The 25,331-nt window shown below is 52.7% G+C and carries 20 protein-coding genes and 1 riboswitch; of the genes, 4 read left to right on the top strand and 16 right to left on the bottom strand.

Annotation, left to right across the window (positions count from 1 at the left end; all coding sequences use genetic code 11):
- Window positions 1-153 precede the first annotated feature (153 nt).
- The 8 genes from ACO0LC_RS09895 to metE all read right to left on the bottom strand — a co-directional run bounded on the left by ACO0LC_RS09895 (window position 154) and on the right by metE (window position 12,563).
- Window positions 154-1,353: an enoyl-CoA hydratase/isomerase family protein gene (locus tag ACO0LC_RS09895; RefSeq protein WP_423002499.1), complete on the bottom strand. Its 1,200-nt coding sequence runs from the start codon at window positions 1,351-1,353 to the stop codon at window positions 154-156.
- Window positions 1,350-2,141: an enoyl-CoA hydratase gene (locus ACO0LC_RS09890; RefSeq protein WP_423002498.1), complete on the bottom strand. Its 792-nt coding sequence runs from the start codon at window positions 2,139-2,141 to the stop codon at window positions 1,350-1,352. Before ACO0LC_RS09890 ends, ACO0LC_RS09895 begins: the two co-directional genes overlap by 4 nt.
- Window positions 2,138-3,298: an acyl-CoA dehydrogenase family protein gene (locus ACO0LC_RS09885; RefSeq protein WP_423002497.1), complete on the bottom strand. Its 1,161-nt coding sequence runs from the start codon at window positions 3,296-3,298 to the stop codon at window positions 2,138-2,140. The genes ACO0LC_RS09890 and ACO0LC_RS09885 overlap by 4 nt, the downstream gene beginning before the upstream one ends.
- A 10-nt stretch (window positions 3,299-3,308) precedes the next feature.
- Entirely contained in the window at window positions 3,309-4,820 is a 1,512-nt protein-coding gene (locus ACO0LC_RS09880; protein WP_423002496.1) for a CoA-acylating methylmalonate-semialdehyde dehydrogenase, read from the bottom strand.
- A gap of 282 nt (window positions 4,821-5,102) precedes the next feature.
- A riboswitch (cobalamin riboswitch) is annotated at window positions 5,103-5,383 on the bottom strand.
- Window positions 5,384-5,498: 115 nt separating this feature from the next.
- A complete protein-coding gene (locus ACO0LC_RS09875; RefSeq protein ID WP_423002495.1) occupies window positions 5,499-6,374 on the bottom strand; it encodes a nucleotidyl transferase AbiEii/AbiGii toxin family protein in 876 nt (291 codons plus the stop codon).
- A gap of 3 nt (window positions 6,375-6,377) precedes the next feature.
- A complete protein-coding gene (locus tag ACO0LC_RS09870) occupies window positions 6,378-7,292 on the bottom strand; it encodes a type IV toxin-antitoxin system AbiEi family antitoxin domain-containing protein (protein WP_423002494.1) in 915 nt (304 codons plus the stop codon).
- Between the two features lie 794 nt (window positions 7,293-8,086).
- Window positions 8,087-9,805, bottom strand: a complete 1,719-nt coding sequence (locus ACO0LC_RS09865) for a serine hydrolase domain-containing protein (protein ID WP_423002493.1) — start codon at window positions 9,803-9,805, stop codon at window positions 8,087-8,089.
- Window positions 9,806-10,259: 454 nt separating this feature from the next.
- The gene (gene metE, locus ACO0LC_RS09860; protein WP_423002492.1) at window positions 10,260-12,563 is read right to left on the bottom strand and encodes a 5-methyltetrahydropteroyltriglutamate--homocysteine S-methyltransferase; all 2,304 of its coding nucleotides are present in this window, start codon (window positions 12,561-12,563) and stop codon (window positions 10,260-10,262) included.
- Between the two features lie 115 nt (window positions 12,564-12,678).
- Here metE and ACO0LC_RS09855 point away from each other — a divergent pair, with 115 nt between their 5' ends.
- The 4 genes from ACO0LC_RS09855 to ACO0LC_RS09840 all read left to right on the top strand — a co-directional run bounded on the left by ACO0LC_RS09855 (window position 12,679) and on the right by ACO0LC_RS09840 (window position 16,143).
- Entirely contained in the window at window positions 12,679-13,602 is a 924-nt protein-coding gene (locus ACO0LC_RS09855; RefSeq protein WP_423003031.1) for a LysR substrate-binding domain-containing protein, read from the top strand.
- 102 nt (window positions 13,603-13,704) lie between these two features.
- On the top strand, window positions 13,705-13,956 hold the full coding sequence (locus ACO0LC_RS09850) for a hypothetical protein (RefSeq protein ID WP_423002491.1): 252 nt from the start codon (window positions 13,705-13,707) through the stop codon (window positions 13,954-13,956).
- Between the two features lie 60 nt (window positions 13,957-14,016).
- Window positions 14,017-14,949 (top strand): zeta toxin family protein, encoded by a 933-nt coding sequence (locus tag ACO0LC_RS09845; protein ID WP_423002490.1) that lies wholly within the window; start codon window positions 14,017-14,019, stop codon window positions 14,947-14,949.
- A gap of 174 nt (window positions 14,950-15,123) precedes the next feature.
- Window positions 15,124-16,143, top strand: coding sequence for a DUF5694 domain-containing protein (locus ACO0LC_RS09840; protein WP_423002489.1), 1,020 nt, complete (start codon window positions 15,124-15,126; stop codon window positions 16,141-16,143).
- Window positions 16,144-16,284: 141 nt separating this feature from the next.
- Here the strand turns inward: ACO0LC_RS09840 and ACO0LC_RS09835 are convergent, their stop codons facing one another.
- The 8 genes from ACO0LC_RS09835 to ACO0LC_RS09800 form a co-directional block, all read right to left on the bottom strand.
- Entirely contained in the window at window positions 16,285-17,508 is a 1,224-nt protein-coding gene (locus ACO0LC_RS09835) for a DUF2325 domain-containing protein (protein ID WP_423002488.1), read from the bottom strand.
- 73 nt (window positions 17,509-17,581) lie between these two features.
- Entirely contained in the window at window positions 17,582-17,854 is a 273-nt protein-coding gene (locus ACO0LC_RS09830; RefSeq protein WP_423002487.1) for a hypothetical protein, read from the bottom strand.
- A 55-nt stretch (window positions 17,855-17,909) separates the two neighbouring features.
- Entirely contained in the window at window positions 17,910-18,782 is an 873-nt protein-coding gene (locus ACO0LC_RS09825) for a ChaN family lipoprotein (RefSeq protein WP_423002486.1), read from the bottom strand.
- Window positions 18,775-19,614, bottom strand: coding sequence for an ATP-binding cassette domain-containing protein (locus ACO0LC_RS09820; RefSeq protein ID WP_423002485.1), 840 nt, complete (start codon window positions 19,612-19,614; stop codon window positions 18,775-18,777). Before ACO0LC_RS09820 ends, ACO0LC_RS09825 begins: the two co-directional genes overlap by 8 nt.
- Window positions 19,615-19,635: 21 nt before the next feature.
- Window positions 19,636-20,733 (bottom strand): FecCD family ABC transporter permease, encoded by a 1,098-nt coding sequence (locus ACO0LC_RS09815; protein WP_423002484.1) that lies wholly within the window; start codon window positions 20,731-20,733, stop codon window positions 19,636-19,638.
- Window positions 20,730-21,665 carry a heme/hemin ABC transporter substrate-binding protein gene (locus tag ACO0LC_RS09810; protein WP_423002483.1) on the bottom strand — a complete coding sequence of 312 codons (936 nt, stop codon included), beginning with the start codon at window positions 21,663-21,665 and terminating at the stop codon, window positions 20,730-20,732. The genes ACO0LC_RS09815 and ACO0LC_RS09810 overlap by 4 nt, the downstream gene beginning before the upstream one ends.
- Complete coding sequence (locus ACO0LC_RS09805; protein WP_423002482.1) at window positions 21,653-22,765, bottom strand: hemin-degrading factor; 1,113 nt, start codon at window positions 22,763-22,765, stop codon at window positions 21,653-21,655. Before ACO0LC_RS09805 ends, ACO0LC_RS09810 begins: the two co-directional genes overlap by 13 nt.
- A gap of 12 nt (window positions 22,766-22,777) precedes the next feature.
- A complete protein-coding gene (locus ACO0LC_RS09800; protein WP_423002481.1) occupies window positions 22,778-24,976 on the bottom strand; it encodes a TonB-dependent hemoglobin/transferrin/lactoferrin family receptor in 2,199 nt (732 codons plus the stop codon).
- Window positions 24,977-25,331: the final 355 nt, after the last annotated feature.

Below are 25,331 nucleotides of genomic sequence, written 5' to 3'. Positions count from 1 at the left end.
GGCGTTTCTTGTGGGGTGGGCCGGGCTCGTAGGTTGGGCTACGGTTTACCAGCCCAACACTGTGCGGTTGAAACACCACGCACGTTATTGAAGCGCCGAGTGTTGGGCTGATGAAGCGTAGCCCAACCTACGAATTTCAGCTTCATTGCATACTTACGCAGCTCTCTTTTGAATATTTTCACCCGCACCCAAATCCCGCAATGGATGCTGCTCTGCCGCCCAAAGGTGCGCAAAGTAACGCTCACCATCCTGCGGCTGCAATGCATCCAAACTACCGGGCAACCACTGCGGTTTCTGATCCTTATCGACAATCAAGGCCCGTATCCCTTCGGCAAAATCATGACCCTGCGCGCAGGCGAGCGCTGCCACCAGTTCCATACGGAAGATTTCTGCCAGCGACAAATGCTTGCCGCGTTCTTGCAAGGCGTGCGCCAGCCAGGCAGAGGTTGGGCTGCCTTTTTGCAGGCTGGCGACAGCTTTTTGCAACCATGCATCATCGTTCATCGCGCTCACATCCAGCTGGCAGATATTGCTGATGATGGTGGTCAGGTCAGCGGCACTGCACAATTGATTGATGAGGTCAAAATGCTGGCGCAATGGCCCGGCGCTGCTGATCACTTTGTCGCTACGCTGTTGCTCATGCAGGATATGGCTCAGGCGCAGGTGGTTGCTCAGCCTATTGTTGTCTACCTGCTTGCTCCATTCACAGGCTTGCAGGCGGGCCAGTAGTTCTGCCTTGCTCTCGTGCGGCAATTGCAGGTCGGCCAGTTTCACAAATACGGCGTCGCTGGCGTTGATGTTGGCACCCGTCAATGCCAGGAACAAACCCAGCTTGCCCGGCATGCGGTTCAAAAACCAGGTGCCGCCTACGTCGGGGAACAGGCCAATCGCAATCTCAGGCATGGCGAGGCGGGATTTTTCTGTGACGACGCGGTGGCTGGCACCAGCCATCAAGCCTATGCCGCCACCCATGACGATGCCATGACCCCAGCATAATATGGGTTTGCGGTAAGTGTGAATTTGATAGTCGAGGCGGTATTCCTGTTCAAAAAAATCCAGAGCATAGGCATTGCCCAGCAAGTCGTCTTTTTTGTCGGAAGCATGATGCTCGCGCATACTGGCGTACAGGTTTTGCAAGTCGCCGCCTGCGCAAAATGCTTTTTCGCCAGCTGCTTGCAAGACCAGCATGGCGATGCTTTCATCTTTATCCCAGGCTTGCAATTGCTTGCCCAGTAATTGCACCATCTCTTTGGACAGGGCATTCAGGGTTTTTTCTGAATTGAGGGTGGCCACGCCCAGTTGCATGCCGTTGGCGGCAGGCAGGGTGTGGAACAGGACTGGGGCTTCGCTCATGCATTCCTCCACACGGGTGGACGTTTTTCCAAAAAGGCGGTGACACCTTCTTTTTGATCAGCGGTATCAAACAGGGCCAGGAAGGCCTCGCGTTCTTGTGGCAGCACAGTGTTCATGGGTTGCTGGCGTGCGCCTTGTATGAGTTGCTTGCAGGCCTTGACGCTGCTGGGGCTTTGCTTGCCTACCTGTTTGGCCAGCGCCAGTGCGTGATCGAGTGCGCCGCCGGTGGCGACCACTTCTTCTACCAGGCCTATACGTAGGGCAGTGGCTGCATCGACACGTTCACCGCACAAGATCAGGCGCTTGGCCCAGCCTTCACCCACCAGCCAGGCAAGATTTTGCGTGCCGCCAGCGCAGGGCAGCAAGCCGACTGCGGCTTCTGGCAAGGCCATTTGCGCCTGGGTTTCGGCGATACGCAAATCGCAAGCCAGCGCGCATTCGAGGCCACCACCCATGGCGTAGCCATTGATGGCAGCGATGGAAACACCACGGAAGCGGCTCAGGGTTTCAAATGCTTCACCAAAGCGGCGTGCCATGTCCAGTGCCACGGCCTTGTCGCCATCGGCAAACAGCTTCAAATCTGCGCCTGCTGAAAAGAATTTCTGGCCCGAGCCTGTGATGACGAGGCTATAGATATCTGCATCAGCATTCAGGTCATTGACCAGTTGCGTCAATGCCTGCAAACCCGCAGCCGTCCAGGTATTGGCGGGTGGGTTGGCCAGGGTCACCAGGGCAGTGTGGCCGATGATTTCGCATTGCAGATTGGTGTAGTTACTATACTTGCTCATAAAAATTCCTCGCTTGCGGGTTGGTTTAGCATGTGGCGGGCGACGATGACGCGCATGATTTCGTTCGTGCCTTCGAGTATCTGGTGCACCCTGACATCGCGCAGGAAACGCTCCAGCGGGTATTCGCGTATATAGCCGTAACCGCCGTGGATTTGCAGGGCTTCATTGCAGACGGCAAAGCCGGTGTCGGTTGCCAGGCGCTTGGCCATGGCGCAATACACTGAGGCATTATCAGCCTTGCTGTCTAGCTTGCTGGCGGCGAGTCTGACCATCTGGCGTGCTGCCACCAGTTCAGTTTGCATGTCGGCCAGTTTGAATTGCAGTACCTGGAAATCAGACAGCTTTTTCTGGAACTGCATGCGCTCATTCATATACGCTTGCGCGCTATTGAGTGCTGACTGCGCCGCACCGATGGAGCAGGTGGCGATGTTGATGCGGCCACCATCGAGACCACGCATGGCAATGCGAAAGCCTGCACCTTCTTCACCCAGCAAGTGGCTGCGCGGTATGCGTACTTGGTCAAAATTGACAGTGCGGGTGGGCTGGCTGTTCCAGCCCATCTTGTCTTCTTTCTTGCCATAGCTGATGCCCGGCAAATCTGCCGGTACGGCAAAGGCAGAGATACCACCAGCACCATCGCCACCCGTGCGCGCCATGACGACCAGCATATTGGTGGCACCAGCGCCCGAGATAAAGGCCTTGCTGCCATTGAGGATATAGCTGTCACCATCGAGGCGGGCGCTGGTGCGCAGTGATGCCGCGTCAGAGCCTGAGCCAGCTTCGGTCAGGCAATATGAAGCCAGTTTCTTGCCTGCGGCCAGCCTGGGTACCCATTCCTGCTGTACTTCTGGTGTACCCCAGTTGGCAATCATCCAGCTTGCCATATTGTGTATCGTGATGTAAGCCGTGGTCGAAGGGCAGGCGCGCGCCAGCTCTTCAAAAATGATTGCTGCATCCAGCCGCGTCAAACCCAGCCCGCCCAGTTCTTCAGGCACATACAGGCCGCAAAAGCCCAACTCCCCGGCGTGAGCAATCACGTCCAGGGGGAAGTGGGCATTGGCATCCCAATGCGCCGCCTGTGCCGCCATTTCATGGGCGGCAAAGCTGCGGGCAGATTGTTGGTAGGCGCGCTGGTCTTCGTTCAATTCGAAGTCCATGGCCATCCCCCTATTTTAAAGAGATGGTCGTATTCACCTTGCCAGCGCTGACGCTGTCATCAAACCAGCGTGCCGTGATGGTCTTGGTCTGGGTGTAGAACTGTATGACTTGTTTGCCATACGGCCCCAGGTCACCGAGCTTGGATGCACGTGAACCGGTAAATGAAAACAGCGGCACAGGCACAGGGATAGGCACGTTGATGCCGATCTGACCTACATCGATATCTTCTTCAAAGGTACGAGCCGCAGCGCCAGACTGGGTGAACAGTGCCGTGCCATTGCCGTTAGGGTTGGCGTTGATGATGGCGATGGCTTCAGCCAGGGTATCTGCCTGCATGATGCACAGCACAGGGCCAAAAATTTCTTCTTCATACACACGCATGCCAGGCTTGACGCCAGTGAAGACTGTAGGGCCAACGAAGTTGCCGTGCTCATAGCCCGGCACTTTGGGTGCGCGGCCATCCAACACCAGATTGGCACCTTCAGCAATACCTTGGGCGATAAGGCTTTCTACGCGTTCTTTGGCAGTGCAGGAAATGACCGGGCCTATGTCTGTGTTTGCTTCAGCGCCTGCATTGATCTTGAGGCTGCGGGCACGATCCAGCAAGTCTGGCACCCACTGGTTGGCTTCACCAACCAGTATGACCACAGACAAGGCCATGCAACGCTGGCCAGCCGCACCAAAGGCAGCACCGGCGAGGTTGTTCAAGGTTTGTTCTTTATTTGCATCTGGCAGGACGATGGCGTGGTTCTTGGCACCCATCATGCACTGTGCACGTTTGCCTGCCAGTGTCGCGCGGTTATACACATGCGTGCCTACGCGGGTAGAACCGACGAAGGACACCGCCTTGATATCAGGATGGTCGCAAATCGCATTGACGATGTCTTCACCACCATGCACCACATTCAGTACGCCAGGTGGTACACCAGCTTGCATAGCCAGTTCAGCCAGACGCATGGTGACCATGGGGTCTTGTTCGGATGGTTTCAGGATGAAGGTATTGCCGCAGGCAATCGCCATAGGGAACATCCACAGCGGTATCATCGCCGGGAAGTTGAAAGGGGTAATGCCAGCGCACACGCCCAGCGGCTGGTTCAAAGTATAGGTATCAACACCGCTGGCGACGTTATTGGCAATTTCGCCCATTTGCAGGTTGCCGATATTGGCGGCATGCTCAACCACTTCCAGGCCGCGGAAAATATCGCCTTCAGCATCGGCCAGGGTCTTGCCCTGTTCGGCTGTCAGCAGCGCAGCCAGCTCGGCCATGTTTTCACGTATCAGTTGCTGGTATTTCAAAAAGATACGGGCGCGTGTACCTATCGCTGTCTTGCGCCAGGTCTTGAAAGCGGCCTTGGCAGCATCGACTGCAGCCTGCATTTCATCTGGCGTGGCAAACGGCACATGGGCCAGCACCTGTTGCGTGGCCGGGTTGATCACATTGCGCCATTGCGTGGATTTGGAGTCTATCAGTTCGCCGTTGATGAGCAGTTTGACGTTGGGAACCTGGGTAAGAGTTGCCATGGTGATTTCCTGTACCTTCCTGATTGTGCACGGACAGACGGCGGGCTTTGCCCGCAACAACGGCCGCACTGATGCCTGAAAACAGAATGGCCACTGCATACAAAAACTTGCCGCAGCAACGATCCTGACCATGGGCATACACCGTGTGGGCGCACACCCGCCACGCACCTTCCGTACGTGACCAGACCTTGGGAAAACAGTGAAAGACCAGTAATGAAGATAAGCACACGCCCGCCATCAGGCGTGCCATGCCATATCCCAAACATAGCCTTCCGCAATGTTTTTCTCAGCGATCAACAGGCCGGTATCCGGGCTTGCAAGTCTTGTTACATCGCCTTCCCAGTCATGCATGACCAGTGGCGTGGATGATGTAACCGCACTCGCTTACCGTTGCGGAGGCAGCAGGGGCTTGGAACATATTTACTATCTTAAGCGCGAGCGTAAATACGTTTTTAGGTCTTGATAGCTACTGTCACTAGCCAGTGACAACGATCAGGACGACCACTTTCCCGTTTAACACAACCCAAGAGATTGGGGTGTGCACCTGTTATTTTTAGAATAGCACAAGAATTGACGTTAACGTAAACGTTAATTGGTGAAAAAAATTCAAGAAGAGGAAGTGATAGACAGGGAGTCAATATAGTATGCGCGCTGACTCAAGATCAATTTTCGATCAGCTTAACTATTATCAGCCCATGGTAGCGTCTCATAAAATTTTTTGAGAGCATCAAATGCCAAGTTGAAATCTGGCAAAACACCATCAATTTCATCTTCCAACTGTAGATAGCGTTGTTTACTTCTTTCTTTAATCTCCGGATTGCTCATGGAATTTTTGTTAACTATTAGGTCGCGGTCTTTTGATTTTGAAATCAAGAGACTTAACAAGTATGTATATTCCTCTGGATTAACTGGATATTCGGTCAAAATGGTATGCAAATCAAAAATATCTTGCCCTCTTGGTGATCCTTTGCGACGCCCCCCATTACCTGAAGTTTGTTGTAGAAGAGCTCTAAATTTCTCTGCAATAACAGTTAACTGACCATATGTTCGAAGATCCTCACCTCCTGCGTCAACAAGGCCGATATCGCCGACCTTTTCGTTAAAACTGTAATCAATCGATACGACCTTCGCCGATGAGCCGGCATTCAATTTTGCCATTTCATTTTTTTGACTCTTCAAAGCATATCCGATATTAAGATGCAAAGTCTGATAATTACCCTCAGACCCAGGTTTAAGTTCTCTTTTCTGTATTCGGCATGCTAATCCAAAGGGTAAAATTTCTGCGGAAATCTTTATAGCATTTTCTAAATTTCGGATAAATTCATCCTCTCCATTTTGAAACTCTTTGTAATGCTTGGGAGTGGAAAAGTCTATATCCTTTGTATAGCGACCTGTTCGATAAATAATTGCAAGCAAAATACCGCCCTTCATGATCATTTCTGGCTGTAATTCATGATGAGATGAAATGGCGTGAAGAACAATATGAACTACTCTGCGAAAATTTAATTCAGTATTGTCTTTCGATAAATTTACCCACTCTTCAATCTGATTCATAACTTAATTGCTCACATTAATTGACAGACACCATTTCTCTGAAAAAGTAGACCAATATGGCGCCGATGGATCAAGAACGCGGGATCCTCCACGCTGAGCGAATTGAATCCATGACTCGATTTTAGGATTGCCAATGATGTTACAGCGCTCTTCAAGTATGTAGCCAGCACGGACCTTTTCAATTTTTTCTCCATGGCGATCTATTTCAGAAATGATGAGAGGGAGATAAGTTTTAGCTTGTTCCGTGAAGACATCAATTACATGGTTCATTCCGCCGCATAATTCTGACTTACGTAGCATATCTAAAAATGTTCTCCCAATACTTGACACTCGTATTGGTCTGTCTGAAGGGCTGATGTAGGCACCCTGATCAGCAAGTTTTGTTACCAAATAATTGACATTCGATTTGTTGAAATTGTCGAAAGAGTGCCTATTAAGAACAGGAAAGGCCAAATTTTTGAATAGCTCATAGTTTTCGCCTAGGTCTTTGACCATTTTTGCTTCCGCTCTTTCTTTCCAAATGGGTGTTGTTGGTGTCGTTAAAAATAATCTTTTGGGGAATCTATCGGTTAAGCCGTGATATGACATTGCTGATAAGTGTGAGATGTAGCAAAACGAATCAAGACCGCAAGCAAGATCAAAGGGATCTTTGAATGGACTAGCCGTTAGTAAAAAACAGTTTCTGGGGAAATCATTCCTTGCTTCTAATATCCCATTTTCCATCATGGAGTTGCGAAATTTAACAATATTGTCGCGTCTTGGTGCTTCAGCGCGAATGTTTTTGATTTTATCCCCCGCATACTCTTTGCGCGCATACAGGCGTAACGCTGCCACGCTTAGGTCATATAGTGACACGACTGGGGAGCGATGCTCTTTCAGTAGATAGAGACCTAATGCGCCAACAATTGACAGTTGCATAATATAATATTTAAATTAAACTATAAAAGTAATGCTTACGTCCTGAGGACGTAAGCATTACTTTTAACATAAATATTTTTCTTTGTCAAGATTGGAGTAATTAATTTAAATGTTAGGTTGTGTTAAATAAAAATAAGTTTTAATTTTACTTATTCCGATGTATAATGCGTCCTCAGGACGCATTATACATCGGCTTGTAATGTTGATTGTTTAGTTGTCAGATTTCATTTTCACCAATTAGCATAGTCTGGGTAGCATAGCCCGGCAAGATGGTTTCTGGGATGAATGGTGATATAGGTAGAGTATCCTTAATTTGCCTGGTCTGATTGCGATAACCCTAGTTAACATAAAATATGGTATAGGGCTTTAGCGAGGCTGACACCAACTGTCAGAGATGTATAAAGCAAGTATAAAACTGTTGTTGGCAAGTCGTGCAAGGATGTGATCCATATAATCAATTTGAACCAGCTATGCTGGCATAGAGCCCTATGCCAGCTTGATCTTGGCTGGTAGTTTTAGTAATAATTTGATGCTCATCATCATCCACCTCCGTAGTCGCTCTTAACAACTTGGCAGCCTATGCCATGTTCTCCAGTAGTGCAAATCAGCAATCTATGTCCGAGCGAAAGGTCTCTATGGTGAACGTCCGCATTCATGGCGGCTATCCAGGGCGGGATGTCGTGGAATCCTGAATGGCACATCTGTGTAATTATTCCTGAGGACAGCAGAACTCAGCTTGAAGGTGCGTGCTACCAGTCAAAATAGGCAGTCAATCTTGCTGTTTCAGCGTAAGCCTATTTCCCACCGACACGCTGCATCTTTATTTCATGCCCACCCTGGCGCAAGATGACGTTTTCTGCGAGCGGCCCTTGGGCATCAAATTCCAGGCTTGCATCAACCACGGTGAGCTTGAATTTATTGACATCGGTAGCCACAATCTCGGCACTGGGTTGGCCTTTGGCCTGGACTTCCAGGCCGCCCTTGGCGGTACGCCTGATGTCGACACTGAACGCTGGGCTGGTGTATGAACCGACAAGTCGTGCGAGTTGTACTTCGCTTAATGTGGGGGCTGCTGTTTCTGCTGGCAGGTCACCCTGACGTGCCCATAGCTCACTTGCAGAACTGCCTTGTGGGTAAAAGTTGAGACCGGTAATTTTTTTCTGTCCATCGCGTACCAATTCCATCCAGGTGAGCGCATCTATGTCAAAGCCTAGTCGCTCCTGCGTTGCGGTAATGAGTGCCAGGTCTTGTCCGCCCTGGCGTCGGGAATAGAGTTTTCCATCCTGGAATTTGATGGCGCGTGTCACGCCATCTTTGGCGTAGATGCCTTGCACATTTTTCATGCTTTCTTCTGTCCATTTTTCACGCGTGAGAACAACAAAGGGATCGCCTATGACTTGCGCCGCCAATTGCATCAAATAAGGCTTGGGAGGGCCTTCAAGGTTATTCAGTTGCACGACCGTGGTGCCACTGTCCGGTATATACGTCAAAGCAGTGACGAAGCCATTAATGCCGCCGTTATGCCACAAGGCAGCATGACCGCGCACCTGATTGTTAAGTATGCCAAAGCCGTAACGTTCTTTTGCTGCCGCCCCTTGTGGCGTCGTCATTTGCTGATACGATGCTGTCGACAGTATGTGCCCGCCATGCAGGGCTTCGTTCCAGTGCCACAAGTCATTGACCGTGGAGATCAGGGCACCGGCACCTTGCGGTACGGTCATGCTCATCGGGCTGGCAGGGGCATAGCCCCCCTGGGCGTTTTTCTGGTAGCCACGCACCAGCCCAGGCCAGACTTGCTCCGGGTTTTCCCAGCCAGTATCCTTGAGATTGAGTGGCTTGAAGAGTAATTCGTCCAGCGCGAGATTCCAGCTTTTTCCGGTAATTTTTTCGATCACGGAACTCAACAGAATATAGCCAGAATTGGAGTATTTCCATGAAGTACCTGGTGCAAAGTCTGCCGGTAATACGCTGATCAATTTGACCAGGTCTTTACTGGTGGTATCTATCCTTTGGGTTGTCTCTGCAAAATTGGGAGCGTTGGTGAGGTCGCTGACACCCGCTGTGTGATTGAGTAACTGCAGCAAGGTGATTTTGCTGGCATCAGGAAAATCGCTCAGGTACTTGGATAAGGGATCGTCCAGCCTGGCTTTACCTTGATCTACCAATTTTAATAGCGCAACGGCGGTGAACTGCTTGGTGATGGAACCTATCCGGAATTTCTGCTCAGGCTTCAATGCCAGACCTAGTTCCATGTCAGCCATGCCTCGTGCTGAAGTGCAAATAAGCTCACCTTTGCGCGCGGCAAGTACCACGGTGCCTGGCCCAGTATCAGACATCCCTTGCAGTATGGCGTCACATTGCCCTGCCAGCGACTTCATGCCTGGTAGTACCGACGTAGCCGCAGCCGTTCCTGCATAAGCACTTGAGCCCGCAAGAGAAAATGCAATCAGGCTAAGTAATATTAAGGATGTGGTAGCTGGACGGGATGATGCTGGCTGACGGTATGCGCGCATGATGGATTTTTCAAAAAGGGGTTGATGAATGAAACGACAGCATAAGGAATTGGCAAGGAAATTACCTTGGCAAAGCGACAGAATCCATTGTTGCAGTCATGAAACGCAATATGTGCATGCTCAATCGACCATGGCGTAGGGTGGGGGCTCGCGCTGATCGGACCGGATCACTGATTCTGGCGCTATTTTCGCTCTCAGCGATTTGCAGCTTGTACCGTGTTTTCACTCAGTATCTGAATGAATGGTTTGCCGCATGCTGTGTAGATATTGACTTGAACTAGCTTTTTTCAGTTAGATTTTGTTTGCAATTTTCCTGTCACTCAACACTATCATTCAGCGTTCATGTGCCCATGATGTAAGGCGCAGGACATAAGTTGTAGAGCACAAAGGCACAAGCTCACAATAAAGTGAGCATGTGCCCGTACATCAATTCAAACCAACTTACTAAGACCTATCAACAGCAATCCTGATGCTCTTCATCATCCGCTGCCACAGTCGCTCTCAACAACTTGGCTGCCTGCACCATGTTTTCCAGGGCGGCTATCGTCTCTGGCCAGTCGCGGGTTTTGAGGCCGCAGTCGGGGTTGACCCAGAGGCGGGCGTCGGGGAGTACGCTGCGGGCTTTTTGCAGTAGCCTTTGCATTTCTGTGACCTTGGGTACGCGTGGTGAGTGGATGTCATACACGCCGGGGCCTATGTCATTCGGGTAGGCGAATTCGCCGAAGCCGTCGAGCAATTCCATGTCCGAACGTGAGGTTTCTATGGTGATGACGTCAGCATCCATGGCGGCTATCCAGGGTAGGATGTCGTTGAATTCTGAATAGCACATGTGGGTGTGGATTTGCGTATCATCCCTGACGACGGCAGAACTGAGTTTGAAGGCGCGCACTGCCCAGTCGAGGTAGGCGGACCAGTCTTGCTGTTTCAGCGGCAGGCCTTCGCGGAAGGCGGGTTCGTCTATTTGTATCATGCCTATGCCCGCTTTTTCAAGGTCGGCGACTTCATCACGCAGGGCCAGGGCGATTTGCAGGGCGGTGGTGGAGCGGGGCTGGTCGTCGCGCACGAAAGACCATTGCAGCATGGTGACTGGGCCGGTCAGCATGCCTTTCATGGTTTTGTCAGTCAGGCTCTGGGCGTATTCGCTCCAGCTGACTGTCATGGCTTCCGGGCGATAGACATCGCCATAGATGAAGGGTGGTTTGACGCAGCGTGAGCCATAGCTTTGTACCCAGCCATTCAGGGTGAAGCCATAGCCCCACAGTTGTTCGCCGAAATATTCAACCATGTCATTGCGTTCTGGCTCACCGTGGACGAGTACGTCGATGTCGAGCTTTTCTTGCTGTTCTACGACCAGGCGGATTTCTGCGCGCATGGCTTCGAGGTATTCGAGATGAGACAAGTCACCACGCTTATAGGCGGCGCGGGCCTGGCGTATGGTCTTGGTTTGCGGGAAGGAGCCTATGCTGGTCGTAGGGAATAGGGGCAGCGCAAAACGTTTTTGCTGTTCGCTGATGCGGCCTGCAAAAGCATTATGGCGGGTGACATCCTGTTCTGTAACCGCAGCCAGGCGTTTTTGTACAATGGGGTTGTGGATGCGTACTGAGGTGCGTCGACTGCTGACAGCCTGCTCGGCAGCCTTGAATTGCTGGGCGACGCTGGCGGCATTGCCATTCAGGGCTTGCTTCAGGGCGGTGATTTCATCGAGTTTTTGGGTGGCAAAGGCCAGCCAGCTCAGGGTTTCTGCATCGAGTGCGGTTTCTGCTGCCAGGTCTACTGGCACATGCAGCAATGAGCAACTGGCGGCCAGCCACAAGTTGTCGCCCAATTGCGCATGGGCAGCTTGCAAGTCGGCCAGCAAGGCTGTCAGGTCGGCGCGCCAGATATTGCGGCCATCAATGACACCGGCAGACAAGACACGGTCTTGTGGCCAGTTGACCAGCAGGGCAGGTAATTGCTGGGGTGCACGTACCAGGTCCAGATGGACGCCAGTAACAGGTAAGGCATGCAGCAGGGCGGCACGTTCCTGTACTGATTCAAAATAAGTCGACAGCAAGATTTTTGGCGTGTTTTGTGCCAGGGCATTGTAGGCCAGCACAAAGGCATCCAGCCAGGCATTGTCGAGGTCCAGTGCCAGGATGGGCTCATCTATCTGTACCCATTCCACACCTTGCTCTTGCAGGCGTGCCAGCAGGCGCTGGTAGGCGGGGATGATCTTGGGCAGCAAATCCAGCTTGATCGTCAGGCCGCTCTTGATTTTACCGAGGTAGAGCAAAGTCAGCGGGCCAACCAGGGTAGCTTTGGCCTTGTGGCCCAGGGACTGGGCTTGTGCCAGTTCTTCAAACAGCCAGTCTACCCCGCCATCAAAGCTGGTATCTGCAGTCCATTCTGGGACGAGGTAATGGTAGTTGGTATCAAACCATTTGGTCATTTCCATTGCGAAATGCTGGGGGTTGCCGCGGGCCGCGACGTAGTAGTCTGCCAGACTCAGTTGCCTGGCATCAAAGCCAAAGCGTGCAGGCAGGGCACCCAGCAGGGCCAGGGTGTTCAAGACCTGGTCATACCAGGCAAAATCGCCGACGCTGACAAAATCCAGGCCAGCCTGCTTTTGCAAACCCCAGTGGCGGGCGCGCAAGTCGCTGCCGGTTTCGTGCAGGGTGGCTTCGGTGATATCGCCGCGCCAGAAGGATTCTTGTGCGAATTTTAATTCTCTTTGGGCGCCTATGCGGGGGAAGCCCAGGGTGTGTGCTGTGGTTGTCATTTTCATTCTCCTATCTTGGTTTTAGTATGATGGGTTAGAATTAACTATGATTCAAACGACATATTTTAAGAATCATCTTGAATTTTATTCATAATGGAGCCTGCAAGGCTCAGAGATCATGCAATCCATACTAGAGCTACGCCACCTGAAAACCCTGCATGCCCTGCGCGAATCCGGCAATTTATTGCGGGCTGCGGTCTTGCTGAATCTCACCCAGTCTGCCCTGTCGCACCAGATCAAGTTGCTGGAAGAGCATCATGGCATGCCGCTATTTGAGCGCAAGACCACGCCCATACGCTTTACACCAGCCGGTGAGCGCCTGCTGCAACTGGCCGACAGCATCTTGCCGCAAGTCGCCAATTGCGAGCGCGACTTGGCGCGCCTGGCCCAGGGCGTGGCCGGGCAATTGCGTATTGCGGTCGAATGCCATACCTGCTTTGACTGGCTCATGCCAGCCATGGATGTATTCCGCCAGCGCTGGCCTGAGGTGGAGCTGGATATCGTGTCCGGCTTCCAGGCTGACCCTGTAGGGCTGCTGTATAGTCACAAGGCGGATGTGGCGATTGTGTCGGAAATGGATGCCGATGAAAGCGTGGCTTATCACCCCTTGTTCCGTTTCGAGATCATTGCCTTGATCGCCAAAGACCATGTGCTGGGGACGCGGGATTATCTGGTGGCACAAGACTTTGCGACTGATACTCTGATTACTTATCCCGTGCCAGATGAAATGCTGGATGTGGTACGTCAGGTCTTGAAACCAGCCGGCGTGGATACTGTCAGACGCACCACCGAATTGACAGTCGCCATGCTGCAACTGGTGGCCAGCAAACGCGGCATCGCCACCTTGCCGGTGTGGGCCGCACAAAATTATGTGAACCGCGATTATGTACTGCCCAAGCGTATTACAGCAGATGGCTTGACTGGCAGGTTGTATGCGGCTTGCCTGCCGGATTTGTCTGCCAAGGCTTATCTCAGTGATTTTGTGACGACGATACGGGAGAGTAGTTATTTGAATTTGCAGAGTATAGAGTTGATTTGAATTGGCGGATCCAAGCTCGAAGCGCATCGATGCACTGATGCACCCACGTATCGAAATTTGCAAATCGACTATAATAAAAATGTTAGATACAGGAGTTTTATCATGACTGCCAAAACGTCTGGCCGCTTTAGCTCACCGACTCGCTTGGATGGCGAGACTACTATCATTGGGGCTACTGCAAAACAATGGGATGAGGCCTTGACTGGCGACATGAAAAATTCCCTCGACATCATCAAAGAAAAAGTACAAGCCCTGAAGCATGAAGATGTTACAACCCAGATAGCCATGCAGCAAATGTCATCTGGCGATCTGGCGAGTGCAATTAAGCATCGCAAAACACCCACTGCGGCTTGAGCAAACAGCACCCAATAAACTACCTATCAACAAACAAGGCTGCTGACTGCTTTTTTTATGATGACTACTCAACATCGCTTGAACCAAGATACACCTTATGTGATGGTATTTGCTGGCCCCAATGGTAGTGGGAAGACCACGCTCATCGAAGAAGTGAAGAAGACAGGCTTGGCTGCACTTGGTGACATCTTTGCGACCCCACATTATTTTATCAACCCGGACCAGTTTGCCAAAGACATGGCGGGCGATTTTGCTACCCAGGATGAACGTGACTGGGCGGCGTTCAATGCCGCCGTTTCCATGCGCACCGCGGCAATAGAAAAGCACCAGACATTTGCATTTGAAACGGTGATGTCGCACTCATCCAGAATCAATGAGTTGGTGAAACTGAAAAACCAGGCGTACCGGGTTTTACTGATATTTATCGCGACTGATGATCCTGAAAAAAATGTGGCGCGGGTCACGAATCGTTTCAAAACAAAAACCACGACCGGGCATTTTGTCGCACCTGATAAAGTGAAAGAGCGTTACCACAGGACGCTGGCGCTACTGCCAAAAGCCGTAGAAATCGCCGATGCTGCTTTTATCTATGATAACTCTGTGGATTTTGAAAAAGCCAGTTTGCAGGCTGTGACTGATATGGATACATTTGCGCTTGATGATCAGGCCAGGTCATGGACAATGAAAAAATTAGTCGCCCAGCTGCAATCCAGGGAAAGGCAACAGTGTGAGATAGACCATGAATTTGCGCAAGCAGGCCAAGCAGCTTTACACGATGCCGATGTATTGAATGGGCAGTACACTGGTCGTATTACCAAGATCACTGAAGATTATATTGTTCAGTTGGATAACAAGTCGGGTCATGTGATTATCCATGACCGTTTGATGTTGGATACTTCAAGAGAAACAGCGTCGGATTATAGTATTACTGATGAATTGCGTATTATTTATAGCGCTGAAAATGCGCCAGAAATTGTTAAGCTTGATCATTAAGCATACTTGAGTTTCTGGTTATGCTTTGATTTTTGCATTCCATGCAGCGATAACTGCATTCTGTCCATTTCTTCTTGTTCATACCTAAGGCATACCCTACATTCTCAAGATTTATTCGACTGGAGGTAAGGTATGGGGCTATGGGTAAAACGGATTCTGTTTGCAAGTGTAGCGATGCCGGTTCTGGCACAGGCGCAGCTTGATCTGACGACGCTGGATCGTGACATGGCGGGGCCGCGTGCCCAAGTGCTGGTGTTGGGGACTGTGCATTTGCGTGGCATGCCAGCCAGCTTCAAACCTGCGTCGCTGGACGGTGTGCTCGACAAGCTGGCGAAATTCAAACCAGAGATCATTACGATAGAAACTGAGTCTGGTGAAGAATGTGATATGGCCGCCCGTCATGTCGCCAGATATGGTGCTGACTATTGCGCATCGGTCGAAGCAGCCAGGCTGGCGACGGGCCTGGATGCGCCTGCGGCGATGGCTGAGGCGGACAAGTTGCTGAAAGCCTGGCCAAAGCAGACAATGCAGGTAAAGCCAGCGCAACGCCGTCGTCTCGCGGCCTTGTTCATGGCTTCGTATGATACGGCATCGGCCTATGTGCAATGGCTGCAATTGCCAGAAGCGGAGCGCCATGCGGGCGATGGCTTGAATGAGGCGCTGGTAGAAAAGCTCATGCAGGCTGGAAAACGCAATAATGAAAACTACCTGATCGCTGCGCAACTGGCAGCACGCCTGGGTTTGCAGCGCGTTCATGCCGTGGATAACCATACTGGTGACCGTATTGATGTGGCCGATATCAAGGCTTTTGTACGCTCCATTGAATCTGCCTGGGCGGCAGGTAATCAAGACCAGAAACTGCGTAAGAAGCGGGAAGAGGAATTGATGCTGGCCACCGACCTTTTGCCTTTGTACCGCTATATCAGCGAACCAGAAGGCTTGCGGATTTATGCCGAGACGAATGTGGTACCGGCTATGCGCGCCAAGTCTGCAGAAGGTTATCCGCAGATCTGGGTGGCTGGCTGGGAGATACGCAATATGCGCATGGTTGCCAATATCCGTGAAACTTTCCGTGAGCGCCCGGGGGCACGTGTGTTGTCTGTCGTCGGTGTTTCACACAAACCCTGGTTTGATAGCTGGCTGGGGCAAATGCAGGGGGTGGATATCGTGAATGTTGCGGATGTCCTGAAGTGAGGTGCTCATTGCAGTAAGTGCTGGTTTTTCGTAGGAGCGGCTTTAGCCGCGAATGTTCTGCTGCGTCGGCTGTGCGTGATGTTGGCATTGCTGCATTTGCTGTTCGCGGCTGAAGCCGCTCCTACAGAGGGAATTACGTTTTTATTGACTGGCCATTTCTGTATTTACTGTTTCATCTTCCGAGAATTTTTCCAGTCCGCGTGCCAGTGATGAGACGCTGGGGTTTTCTACGAAGACGCAGCGTTTGCCGGTGCGTTTGCAGAAATCCTTGACGCGCCAGTAAGCGGTGTGGCTGATGCAGCCGGTCTGGCAGATGACGAGGTCGGCGGCGGCCAGGCTGGCGTCGAGCAGGCTTTGGTTGTCTTCGAGGCCGCCATCATGGTGGGCGAAGCGGCCTCCTATGCGTTCTATGAGGTCGCGGTAGGTGGGTACATTGCCGCTGCGGCCACCTACACACAGCACGGTCTTTTGCTTCAGGTGCAGGGTGATGGGGTAGACTTTTTCTTCTGGCTGTTGCCTGCTTTGCTCGGCTGCCTGCTCTTGTATGTCGGCGGCGGCTTTGCTGGCTTCTGCGAGTTTTTGTTTCAGCTCGCGCACCTGGTTTTCTGTTTCGGTCTGGCGCTCAGCCATTTGCTCGATTTTCTTGAGCAGGCGCTGGCGGGTTTCCAGTTCAGGGATTTCTGCTTTTAGCGCGGCGAAGTCGCAACTGAGGAAATGGATGCTGCTGTCCTTACCTATGCTTTCTGCACGCAGTTGTATTAGCTGGGTATTTTGTTTTTCTATTTCGCGGGTTTTTTCTGCCAGGGCGCGGTTATGTCTTTCTTGCACGCGGCCCAGTTCGCGGGTCAATAATTTGTTTTGTTCAACCAGGGCATTGAAGCGGGCGATGTCTATGCGTACGCTGGCACCGGCCTGGTGCTGCAGCATATGCATGTCGCGGCATAAGCCGTCTTGCAAATCAGCGTCGCAACGTGGGTGTGTCAGTGCGGCCCAGAAAGCACCGGCGACATCGCCTTTGTCGATGGCGGCCAGCCACAGGCGGGTGACGGCTTCTACTGTTTTTGCCGCACGAAATTCCTGTATGGTGCGGGCATAGCGCTGTTCCAGTTCTTGCTGTATGGCTTCTGACAGACGGTTGCGGCGGCCACACTCAGCAATCGCGCCGACATGGATTTCATAGTCTTCGGCTATGGCCTGGCCATTCATGGCCTTGTTGACGATACGTCGCAAGGTCGTCAGTGGGATGCAGACACCGACGACGGGGCAATGGCATTCATGCGTCAAATCCCAGATGCGGCGACGGCGTGAACCTGCCGGTGTCGCTTCTGGTGTTAATGCAATACTATGTTTGTCATGTTCACACATACAGTACTCCTCTTGATACTTCCGACCAGGTGATGTTGCATAAATTTGCTTGATGATTTGCCTAATGATTTGCTTAATGCATTTTTTTGCCCGGTGCTATTTCAAAGCCGGTGACGTGAGGCGCTTCCGGTGTTTTGGGCAGGCGCGCATCATAGCTTTCTATATTTAACTGCGCTTCTGCCAGCATATAGGCGAGCACGCGGAAAGCCTCGACATCAAAGCGCAGGGACACATGGTTCAAAGACAGGTGGACTACCCCGCATTCAGGGCAGATCATGACTTCGCCGACTTTACTTGTAGCCAGGCCGAGGTGCTGGCAAGCGTTGGCTGATGACTGATGTTTCATGTGTTCCTCTGCGCTAGGCTTAAGTTGGGTTCTAGGTTGGGTTCTAAGCTGGGTTCTAAGTTGGATTTTTTGGTGCTTGAATACTCAGGCATGGATCGGGACGGGTATGTGTCTTGACGACATGGCTGACGTCATAGATGGATGCAGTGGACGCAGTGGATACGCTTCCTGATTTTCTGTCATCTGCTTCTACATAAGTTTCTACATAAGCATGGATTTGCAGGCCGGCTTGCTGACTGGCAGGCAGCCATACAGGCACACCAAGGTCACGCCTGACGTGGCCATTGCCAGCCAGCAGGACGACACCACGGTCAGCATTGTCAGCGACGACCTTGGCCATCACGACATCACGCGCGACTTGTGCCCTGACCATGCTGGGGACGATATTGTCTGGCATCTTGCCGCAATGGCCGCTTTCCATGGCGGCGCGCTGGCCATCGACTACCACGGCAGGCAAGGGCTGGTCGAGCTTGAAGCCGGTGATGGTGTTTTTGTCGAGCACGGCGGCATAGCCTTCACGCATGACACGGGCAGCATCGCTACGGGACAGATTGGCAGCCAGCAGCGGTAGTTTGTAATCGATGGCGAGCTGGATGACGGGGCGATAATGCGGCCATTCCCAGCGCTTGTTGCCGAGCTTGCTGATGATGCAGTCTGCATCAGTGCAAGTTGCCTGTGCCTGGGTGAGTTCGGCCTGGTTTTCGCGGTCGAATTGTTCCATGGCGATGGCGGGACGCCATCCAGCGATGACCAGTTTTTGCAGGTCGGCATAGCGTTGCGCATGTCCGTCTGGGTTGTCATGGACTTCGCCCAATAACAATATCTTGCTGCCGCTGACTGGATTTTCAGCCTGAGTCGCGCATGCTGATAAAAGGCTGGCTGTGGCCAGTGCTGTGGCTGCACTTGCTAATCGAGATAATTTACGCATTGCTACATTGATCCATTTTTTCGTATGCGCTTTTCCTGGCGCGGGATGAAGCACGTAAGGGAGTGACCAGCAAATCGCCTTCTTCATTATGCATGCAGGTCAGGGCGATATCGTATAAGTCTTCCAGCGCCGGTACTGCTGCGCGGTTGCTGGCGATGTCGGCAACGAGCTGGCCATTCTTGACTAACAGCAGGCGCTCGAATGCCTGCATCGCATGGTTGATGTCATGCAGGATGGCGACGATGGCATGCTGGCGTTCTGTCGCATATTCTTCGAGGCTGGCGAGCAGGTCAAATTGCAGGCCGGGGTCGAGTGCTGCCAGCGGTTCATCGACGAGTATCAGACCATCACGCTGGTCCCACAGCTGGGCAAAGATGCGTGCCAGTTGTATGCGTGCCTGTTCGCCGCCAGAGAGGCTGTCAAAGCGGCGGCCCAGCAAATGGGCGGCATGGGCCATGGTTGCTGCCTGCCTGACGATGTTGGACAGTTCAGGGTCATGCGCACGGCTGACGCGGCCGAGGCTGATGACCAGATCAGTCTCCAGCCCAAAGGCGACATCACTGTTTTGCGGCAGGACAGCGCGCAGGCGGCTGAGTTCCATCAAGGACCAGCTTGCCAGCGGGCGTGACTGGAAAGCGATGTTGCCGCTGCTGGTTTTCAATTCACGGGACAGCAGTTTTAACAGCGTGGATTTACCTGCGCCGCTGGGGCCGAGTATGGCGACTTTTTCTGCCTTGCCTATGCTGATGTTAAAGGGCCCAAAGTCTTTCTTGCCCAGCCTGGCGTAGACGGCGTCAAGCTGGAGAAAATCCTGTTGTGTGGTGGTTTTCATTAACATGATTGTGTAGACGATTCAGGCTAAGCGACCACGTGCATTACGCAGCAGGATCAGGAAGAAAGGGCTGCCCAGCAGGGCCGTGAAAATACCTACTGGTACTTCAGCCGGGATGGCGATGCAGCGTGCCACGGTGTCAGCCAGCAGCAAGAGCAAACCACCCATGAGCATGGAGCGTGGTATCACCTGTCTTTGATCTGGCCCACCCATGGTGCGCACCAGATGCGGGGCGACCAGGCTGATGAAGCCTATCATGCCGCACCAGGCTACGGCAAACCCGGTCAGTACAGCGACCAGCACAATGACCTGGGTGCGCAAACGGCGTACATCAATGCCGACGTGGGCAGCCGCAGCTTCGCCCAGTGCCAGTGCATTCATGGCGCTGATCATGCGTCTGACCCACCACCAGGCTGGTAACAACAGCATCAATAGCAAGCCAGCAGCCAGCCAGTTGGCACCTGCCAGTGAACCCAGGGTCCAGAAACTCAGGTTACGCAATTGCTCGTCCGTTGCGAGGTAAGTGCACAGGCCCAGTACGGCAGCGCTCAGGGCATTCAAGGCTATACCTGTCAGCAGCAGGCCAACGATGGAACCAGGAGAAATCCAGCGCGCGACGCGATCAAGTGCAAAGCAAACCAGCAGCGCACCGCTGAACGCAGTGACCGGCAAGATCCACATGCGCCAGGACATGGGGATAGGCAAGTGCATGCCTGACAAGACAACGATACTCAAACCCGCAGCCGCGGCCGCACCGGCAGTAATGCCCAGCAAATTGGGATCTGCCAGCGGGTTGCGGAACAAGCCTTGCGTCAAGGCACCTGACATGCCGAGTGCTGCACCCACCAGCACGGCAAACAGGGCACGTGGCAGGCGGATATTCCACAAGACATAGCTGCTGCCTGTCAAAGTCTGGTCATCGTTGAAAGCTAGCAGGGTCCGCCAGTCTTGCAATGTGACAGGCACGGCACCGAATTGCACACTCAGCAGCAAAGCGGCAAGCAGGGAGATACCCAGCACCAGCAGCAGGCCGGGCCTGCCGCCTTGCAAAAGCTTTGCCTGCAAACCTTGGTGTAAACCTTTTCGCAATTCACCAGACACGGCTACTGAGGTCTTCATGCCTGCATGGCCTTGATGATGGCGCTGTCAAGCTGGCTGATAGACGATGGCAGTCGTGGCCCAAAGCCCAGCATGAGCATGGCTTCTTGTGACAGCACGCGGCGCTTGCGGCCTGCCGGTGTTTGTTCCACACCTGGCAATTTCAGCACAGACTCTATACCGCCCGAGGCTTTGAGACCCTGGTCAGTCACGAGGATGATGTCAGGCTGGGCGGCGATCATGGCTTCTGGTGTCAAAGGCTTGTAGCCACTGAACCCATTGCCGCCATTCGCCGCCGTCAGGGCATTGCTGGCACCTGCATATTCAAGCACGGCATTGGCAGCGGTTTCACGACCTGCCACCATGATCTGGTTAGGTGCATGAGCGAGGATGAACACGGCTTTGGGGCTCTTGCCTTTGCGCTGCTCTATCGGCGTGCGGACCCTGGTCCATTCCTGCTGCAGGCTTTGCATCAGGGTAGCTGCCTGGGCTTGTGTGCCAGTCAGTTCACCAATTTGCTTGATGCGATCGAGCACGCCTTCAAACTTGTGATGCGCAGGCAAGACCGCCAGTGGTATGCCGGAGGATGTCAGCTGGCGTATCACGGCAGGCGGGCCTGCATCTTCGCTGGCGATGATTTGCGTTGGAGCCAGGGCCAGTACACCTTCTGCCGACAGGGCACGGGCATAACCGACGTTAGGCAGTTTTTGCACGCTCTCAGGGAAGTTGGAGGTGGTATCGACTGCGACCAGGTCATTGCTGGCATTCAAGGCGAAGATGATCTCGGTGATCGCGCCGCCTACGCTGATGATGCGCTGCTTGCCTTTGCCGGTTGCGGCTAGGGCAAAGGATGGCAGCAAGCTGGAGCCAGCCAAGCCCGCCAAACCTGCCAGTTGCATCAAAGCCTGCCTGCGCAGGCGATTGTGCTGGGTTTGCGGACTCAGGCTGCGCATGTCTGGCTTTCTGACAAGAGGTTGTCGATCAGCGCGCGCCATTCGCAGAGTTCTGGCTTGCCGGGTTTGCGTTCGCCAAAGAACATGGCGATGGTTTCGCCATCGGCATCAAACAATTCCAGTGAAGTGACGAGGCCATCCGTGGTTGGCTTTTTGACGACCCATGCACTGGCGATATGGTCTTCACGCAGATGCAGGTTGAAGCGTGGGTCAAGTACATTCACCCATGGGCCCATTTTGGCAATCTTGCTGACCGGGCCGGAGTGGATTTGTATCATGCCTGCATTGCCAGTGAATACCATGATAGGCACGGCTTCGGCAGCGGCTGCCTGCAACAGGTCCTGGCAGCTGCTGATATCGATTTGCTGGACGAACTGCTCATCAGCCAGGCGCAATGCCTGGGTGCGTGTCACGGCAAATTTTTTCATGAGACCAAAGAATTCATGGGTATCACGCAGTGATGCCCATGCCTGACGGAAGCCGGTGACATCAATATCCTTGTCAGCCAGTTCCAGCAGTTTTTTTGCGGCGTCTTTTGTTTGTATACCGGTTTGCTGTTCAACAGCAGTAAAACTGGCGACCAGGGCTTCATAAGCCTCTACATTGCTTTGTGGCTTGATAAAGATCTTGTGAATGGCCGTGCCGATCGCATCATAGAATTGCAGGCTTTTTTGCTCGCTGCGTTCTTCAGCACTTCCTGTTTGCTCAGTGACGGCAAAACCAAACGCCCATTGCTGATAAAAAATTCGCAAATCGATTTCACCTGCCAGCACCAGGCCGACATGGTGGTTGTGGCTGATTTTTCTGTAGCTCCCAGTTTTTTCATGGACGCAAGAGGGATTGCGTGTCAGGGCCATGACTTCGCCCAGGCTTTCTACCGCGGCGATGATTTCTGGCCATTCTGCGCGCAGGCAGGTGGCACGCAGCAGGCAGTTGCTTTCTATAGCTGCTGTGCCTGCGTGGGCAGCGATCAACTCGCCTTCACTGATCTCCAAAGTTTCTGCGATGTCACGATGTCTGGCTTTTTTCTCACGGCGCATGCTGGCGAATTCTTCACGTACTTTAGCATTTTGCTGCGGGTTCAAATGTTGGGCTGGCATGACGATTCCTTCTTAAAAGTCGTAACGAACTGATACCTGGGCATTCCGGCCAGGGGCGGTGTAAGCATCTTTGACGTTGGTGTTGTCAGCCAGGCCGCGTACATCAGACCAGGCCCAGTATTTGGTATCAAAGACATTGTTGAGGTTGGCATTGACTGTCAGGTTTGGCATGGGCTTCCAGTACACACCGAGGTCAACGACGTGATAAGAACCTGGTGCAAACTGTGTTGTCGCTGCTGGTGCGATTCTGTCGAGCTGCTTGCCTTGATGATGCTGGAATTGCGCACGTGCCCCCCAGGCTGCTGTGTCATAGCGCAGACCTGCCAGGAATTTCATCGGGTTGATGGTGTCGAGTGGCGTTTTTACGCCAGCAACTTCGCTGTCTCCCTTGGTGTAAGAGACACCGGCAGTGGCTTGCCAGTTGCTGTCAATTTGCAGTTCTGCACGGGCTTCTGCACCACGGATCTGTGCCTTGGCCAGGTTGATGTACTGGAATACCAGTGGGTCAACTGCAGTGCCTGTGCCACGCACTACTTGCTGGCTGATGAAGTCTTTGTAGCTATTGTCGAATGCGGCGAAGGAATAACGCAAACCCTGCACCTTGCCACGGAAGCCAATCTCAACGCTGTCGGCACGTTCTGCTTTCAGTTGCGAGTTACCTATGCTGGTGTAGCCAGATGCCAGATTGGTAAAGCCATTGTTGACCTGGTCAGGAGTAGGTGCACGGAAGCCCTTGGCGAATTGTGCATAAGGTGCAAAGGCAGCGTCGAGTTGCCATACCAGACCCAGGCGCGGTGTGACTGCACTGTCAGACAGGGTCGCGACTGCGCCGCCTGTGTAACCTGCACTCGATGGTGCAAGTTTGTAATGGTCATAACGCAGGCTGGGGATGATGCTCAGCTTGCCTGCTTCGATTTCATCCTGGATGAAGGCGCCTGTGACGGTGTAAGTCGTATCAGGGAAAGGCTTGGCCGGGAAGCTCTCGCCAAATGGGGCCACCGTGCCATCGCGCAGGCCGGTGACTTCAGTGCGGTTCCAGTCAAAGCCATAGCTGAGTTTTTGTTCAACAGCACCGGAGAAATTGCTTTCCATGATGTTGGACAAGCCGATGATCCTGGTGTTGTAGTGATTGTCGCGAGTGCGGTCAGCGGCGGTGTTCCTGTCTTCGGCAGAGTATTGGCTGACCTTGGCATCTTGCCAGTACAGGCGAGTCTCGGCATTGTGCAACCAGCTGGAATTCAGGTTTTTATAACTATGAGCCAGGCTCAGCTTATTGCGCTCTACCTTGTCGCGGGTATCGAGGTCCAGGGTGCTGGTAGATGCCAGTGGCGGGATGGCGCGGGCAGAGTAAACTTCAGTATCCTGCGTGCGTTTTTGAGCTTCTACACTGGCTTCGATTTGCTGATTACCATCGATTTTGAAGATTGCTTTACCCAACAGGTATTGGGCATTGAAATCAACGGGATTTGGTTTGGTGCGGTTGACGTTTTTTGCGTCATTGTCGGCTCGGTTTTCTGTTTCATTACCACGGCGGTCGCTGAGCAGCAGCAAACCTTGCCAGCTGCCATTGTCGCCAGCGATGGCGGCAGTATTGCGCCATGAACGGTCCACAGTGGCATAGCCAGAGCGCACGAAGCCGCCAAAAGACTGGCCTTTTTTGAGCAGGTCAGACGGGTCCAGGGTGCGGAAGCTGACTGCACCAGCCAGACCATCGCTACCGAATTGTGTGGAGGTAGGGCCACGCAAGACTTCTACTGTCTTGATGCCATCGAGTTCAAGGAAATCACCACGGCCTGTTGCAAATGCGCCAAACGAAAAACTACCCGGTACACGCGTACCATCCACCAGCATCAAGACCTGGTTACCTTCCAGACCGCGGATATTGATGCCTTCGTTACCAGCGCGACCAGTGGAGCTGCCAGCCGCTGTAAAGCGGGTAGGGGCGGCGCGTACACTGATATCGAGTTCATTGCGGAACAGGTCCTTGATATCGCGCCCACCTTCTTGCTCTATCTTGGCAGCAGGGATGACGGTGACGGTATTGGGCACGCTATCGACTGTCCTGGCTGTACGCGTAGAGGTAACAGTAATATCTTTGAGGGTAGTTGCTTCTGTCGGTGGGACTGGGCCGGGAGTTTGTGCAAAAGTAGTTGCCGGAGCCATGCCCCATGCCATACCCAGCGCCAGGGCGATTTGCGTCTTGCTTAGCATCGTGTTTCCTAATTAGAAAATTGGACACTGGCTAGCGGCGACTGGCTGGTGCGTATCATGTCAACTCCATAGCCGACACGGACATCGCACCGTGCTTGAGGCTGGGAGCATCGTAAAAAGGGGAGTTTTTACGACTAATATATTTTAATCGGGTTTATTATAAATGAGAATCATTCTCAGTTGCAAGTGCAATTGGAATTTTCTTTTGCTTGATTTTGAGCTAGAGAAGACGGACATTCCATGTGTAAAAATAGGAAGGAAGTAAGTAGGTTGCGTTGCAATGCACCGGTTGTGGTGGTAAAACGAGAGTGGTAGTAGTGCAGAAATCGGCGCGTTACAACGCACCCTACAGGCT

This window comes from Undibacterium sp. JH2W (assembly GCF_049340425.1).
Taxonomy (GTDB): Bacteria; Pseudomonadota; Gammaproteobacteria; order Burkholderiales; family Burkholderiaceae_D; genus Undibacterium.
Note: the sequence above shows the minus strand (reverse complement) of the source record. Positions and strands in the feature narration are given on the sequence as shown.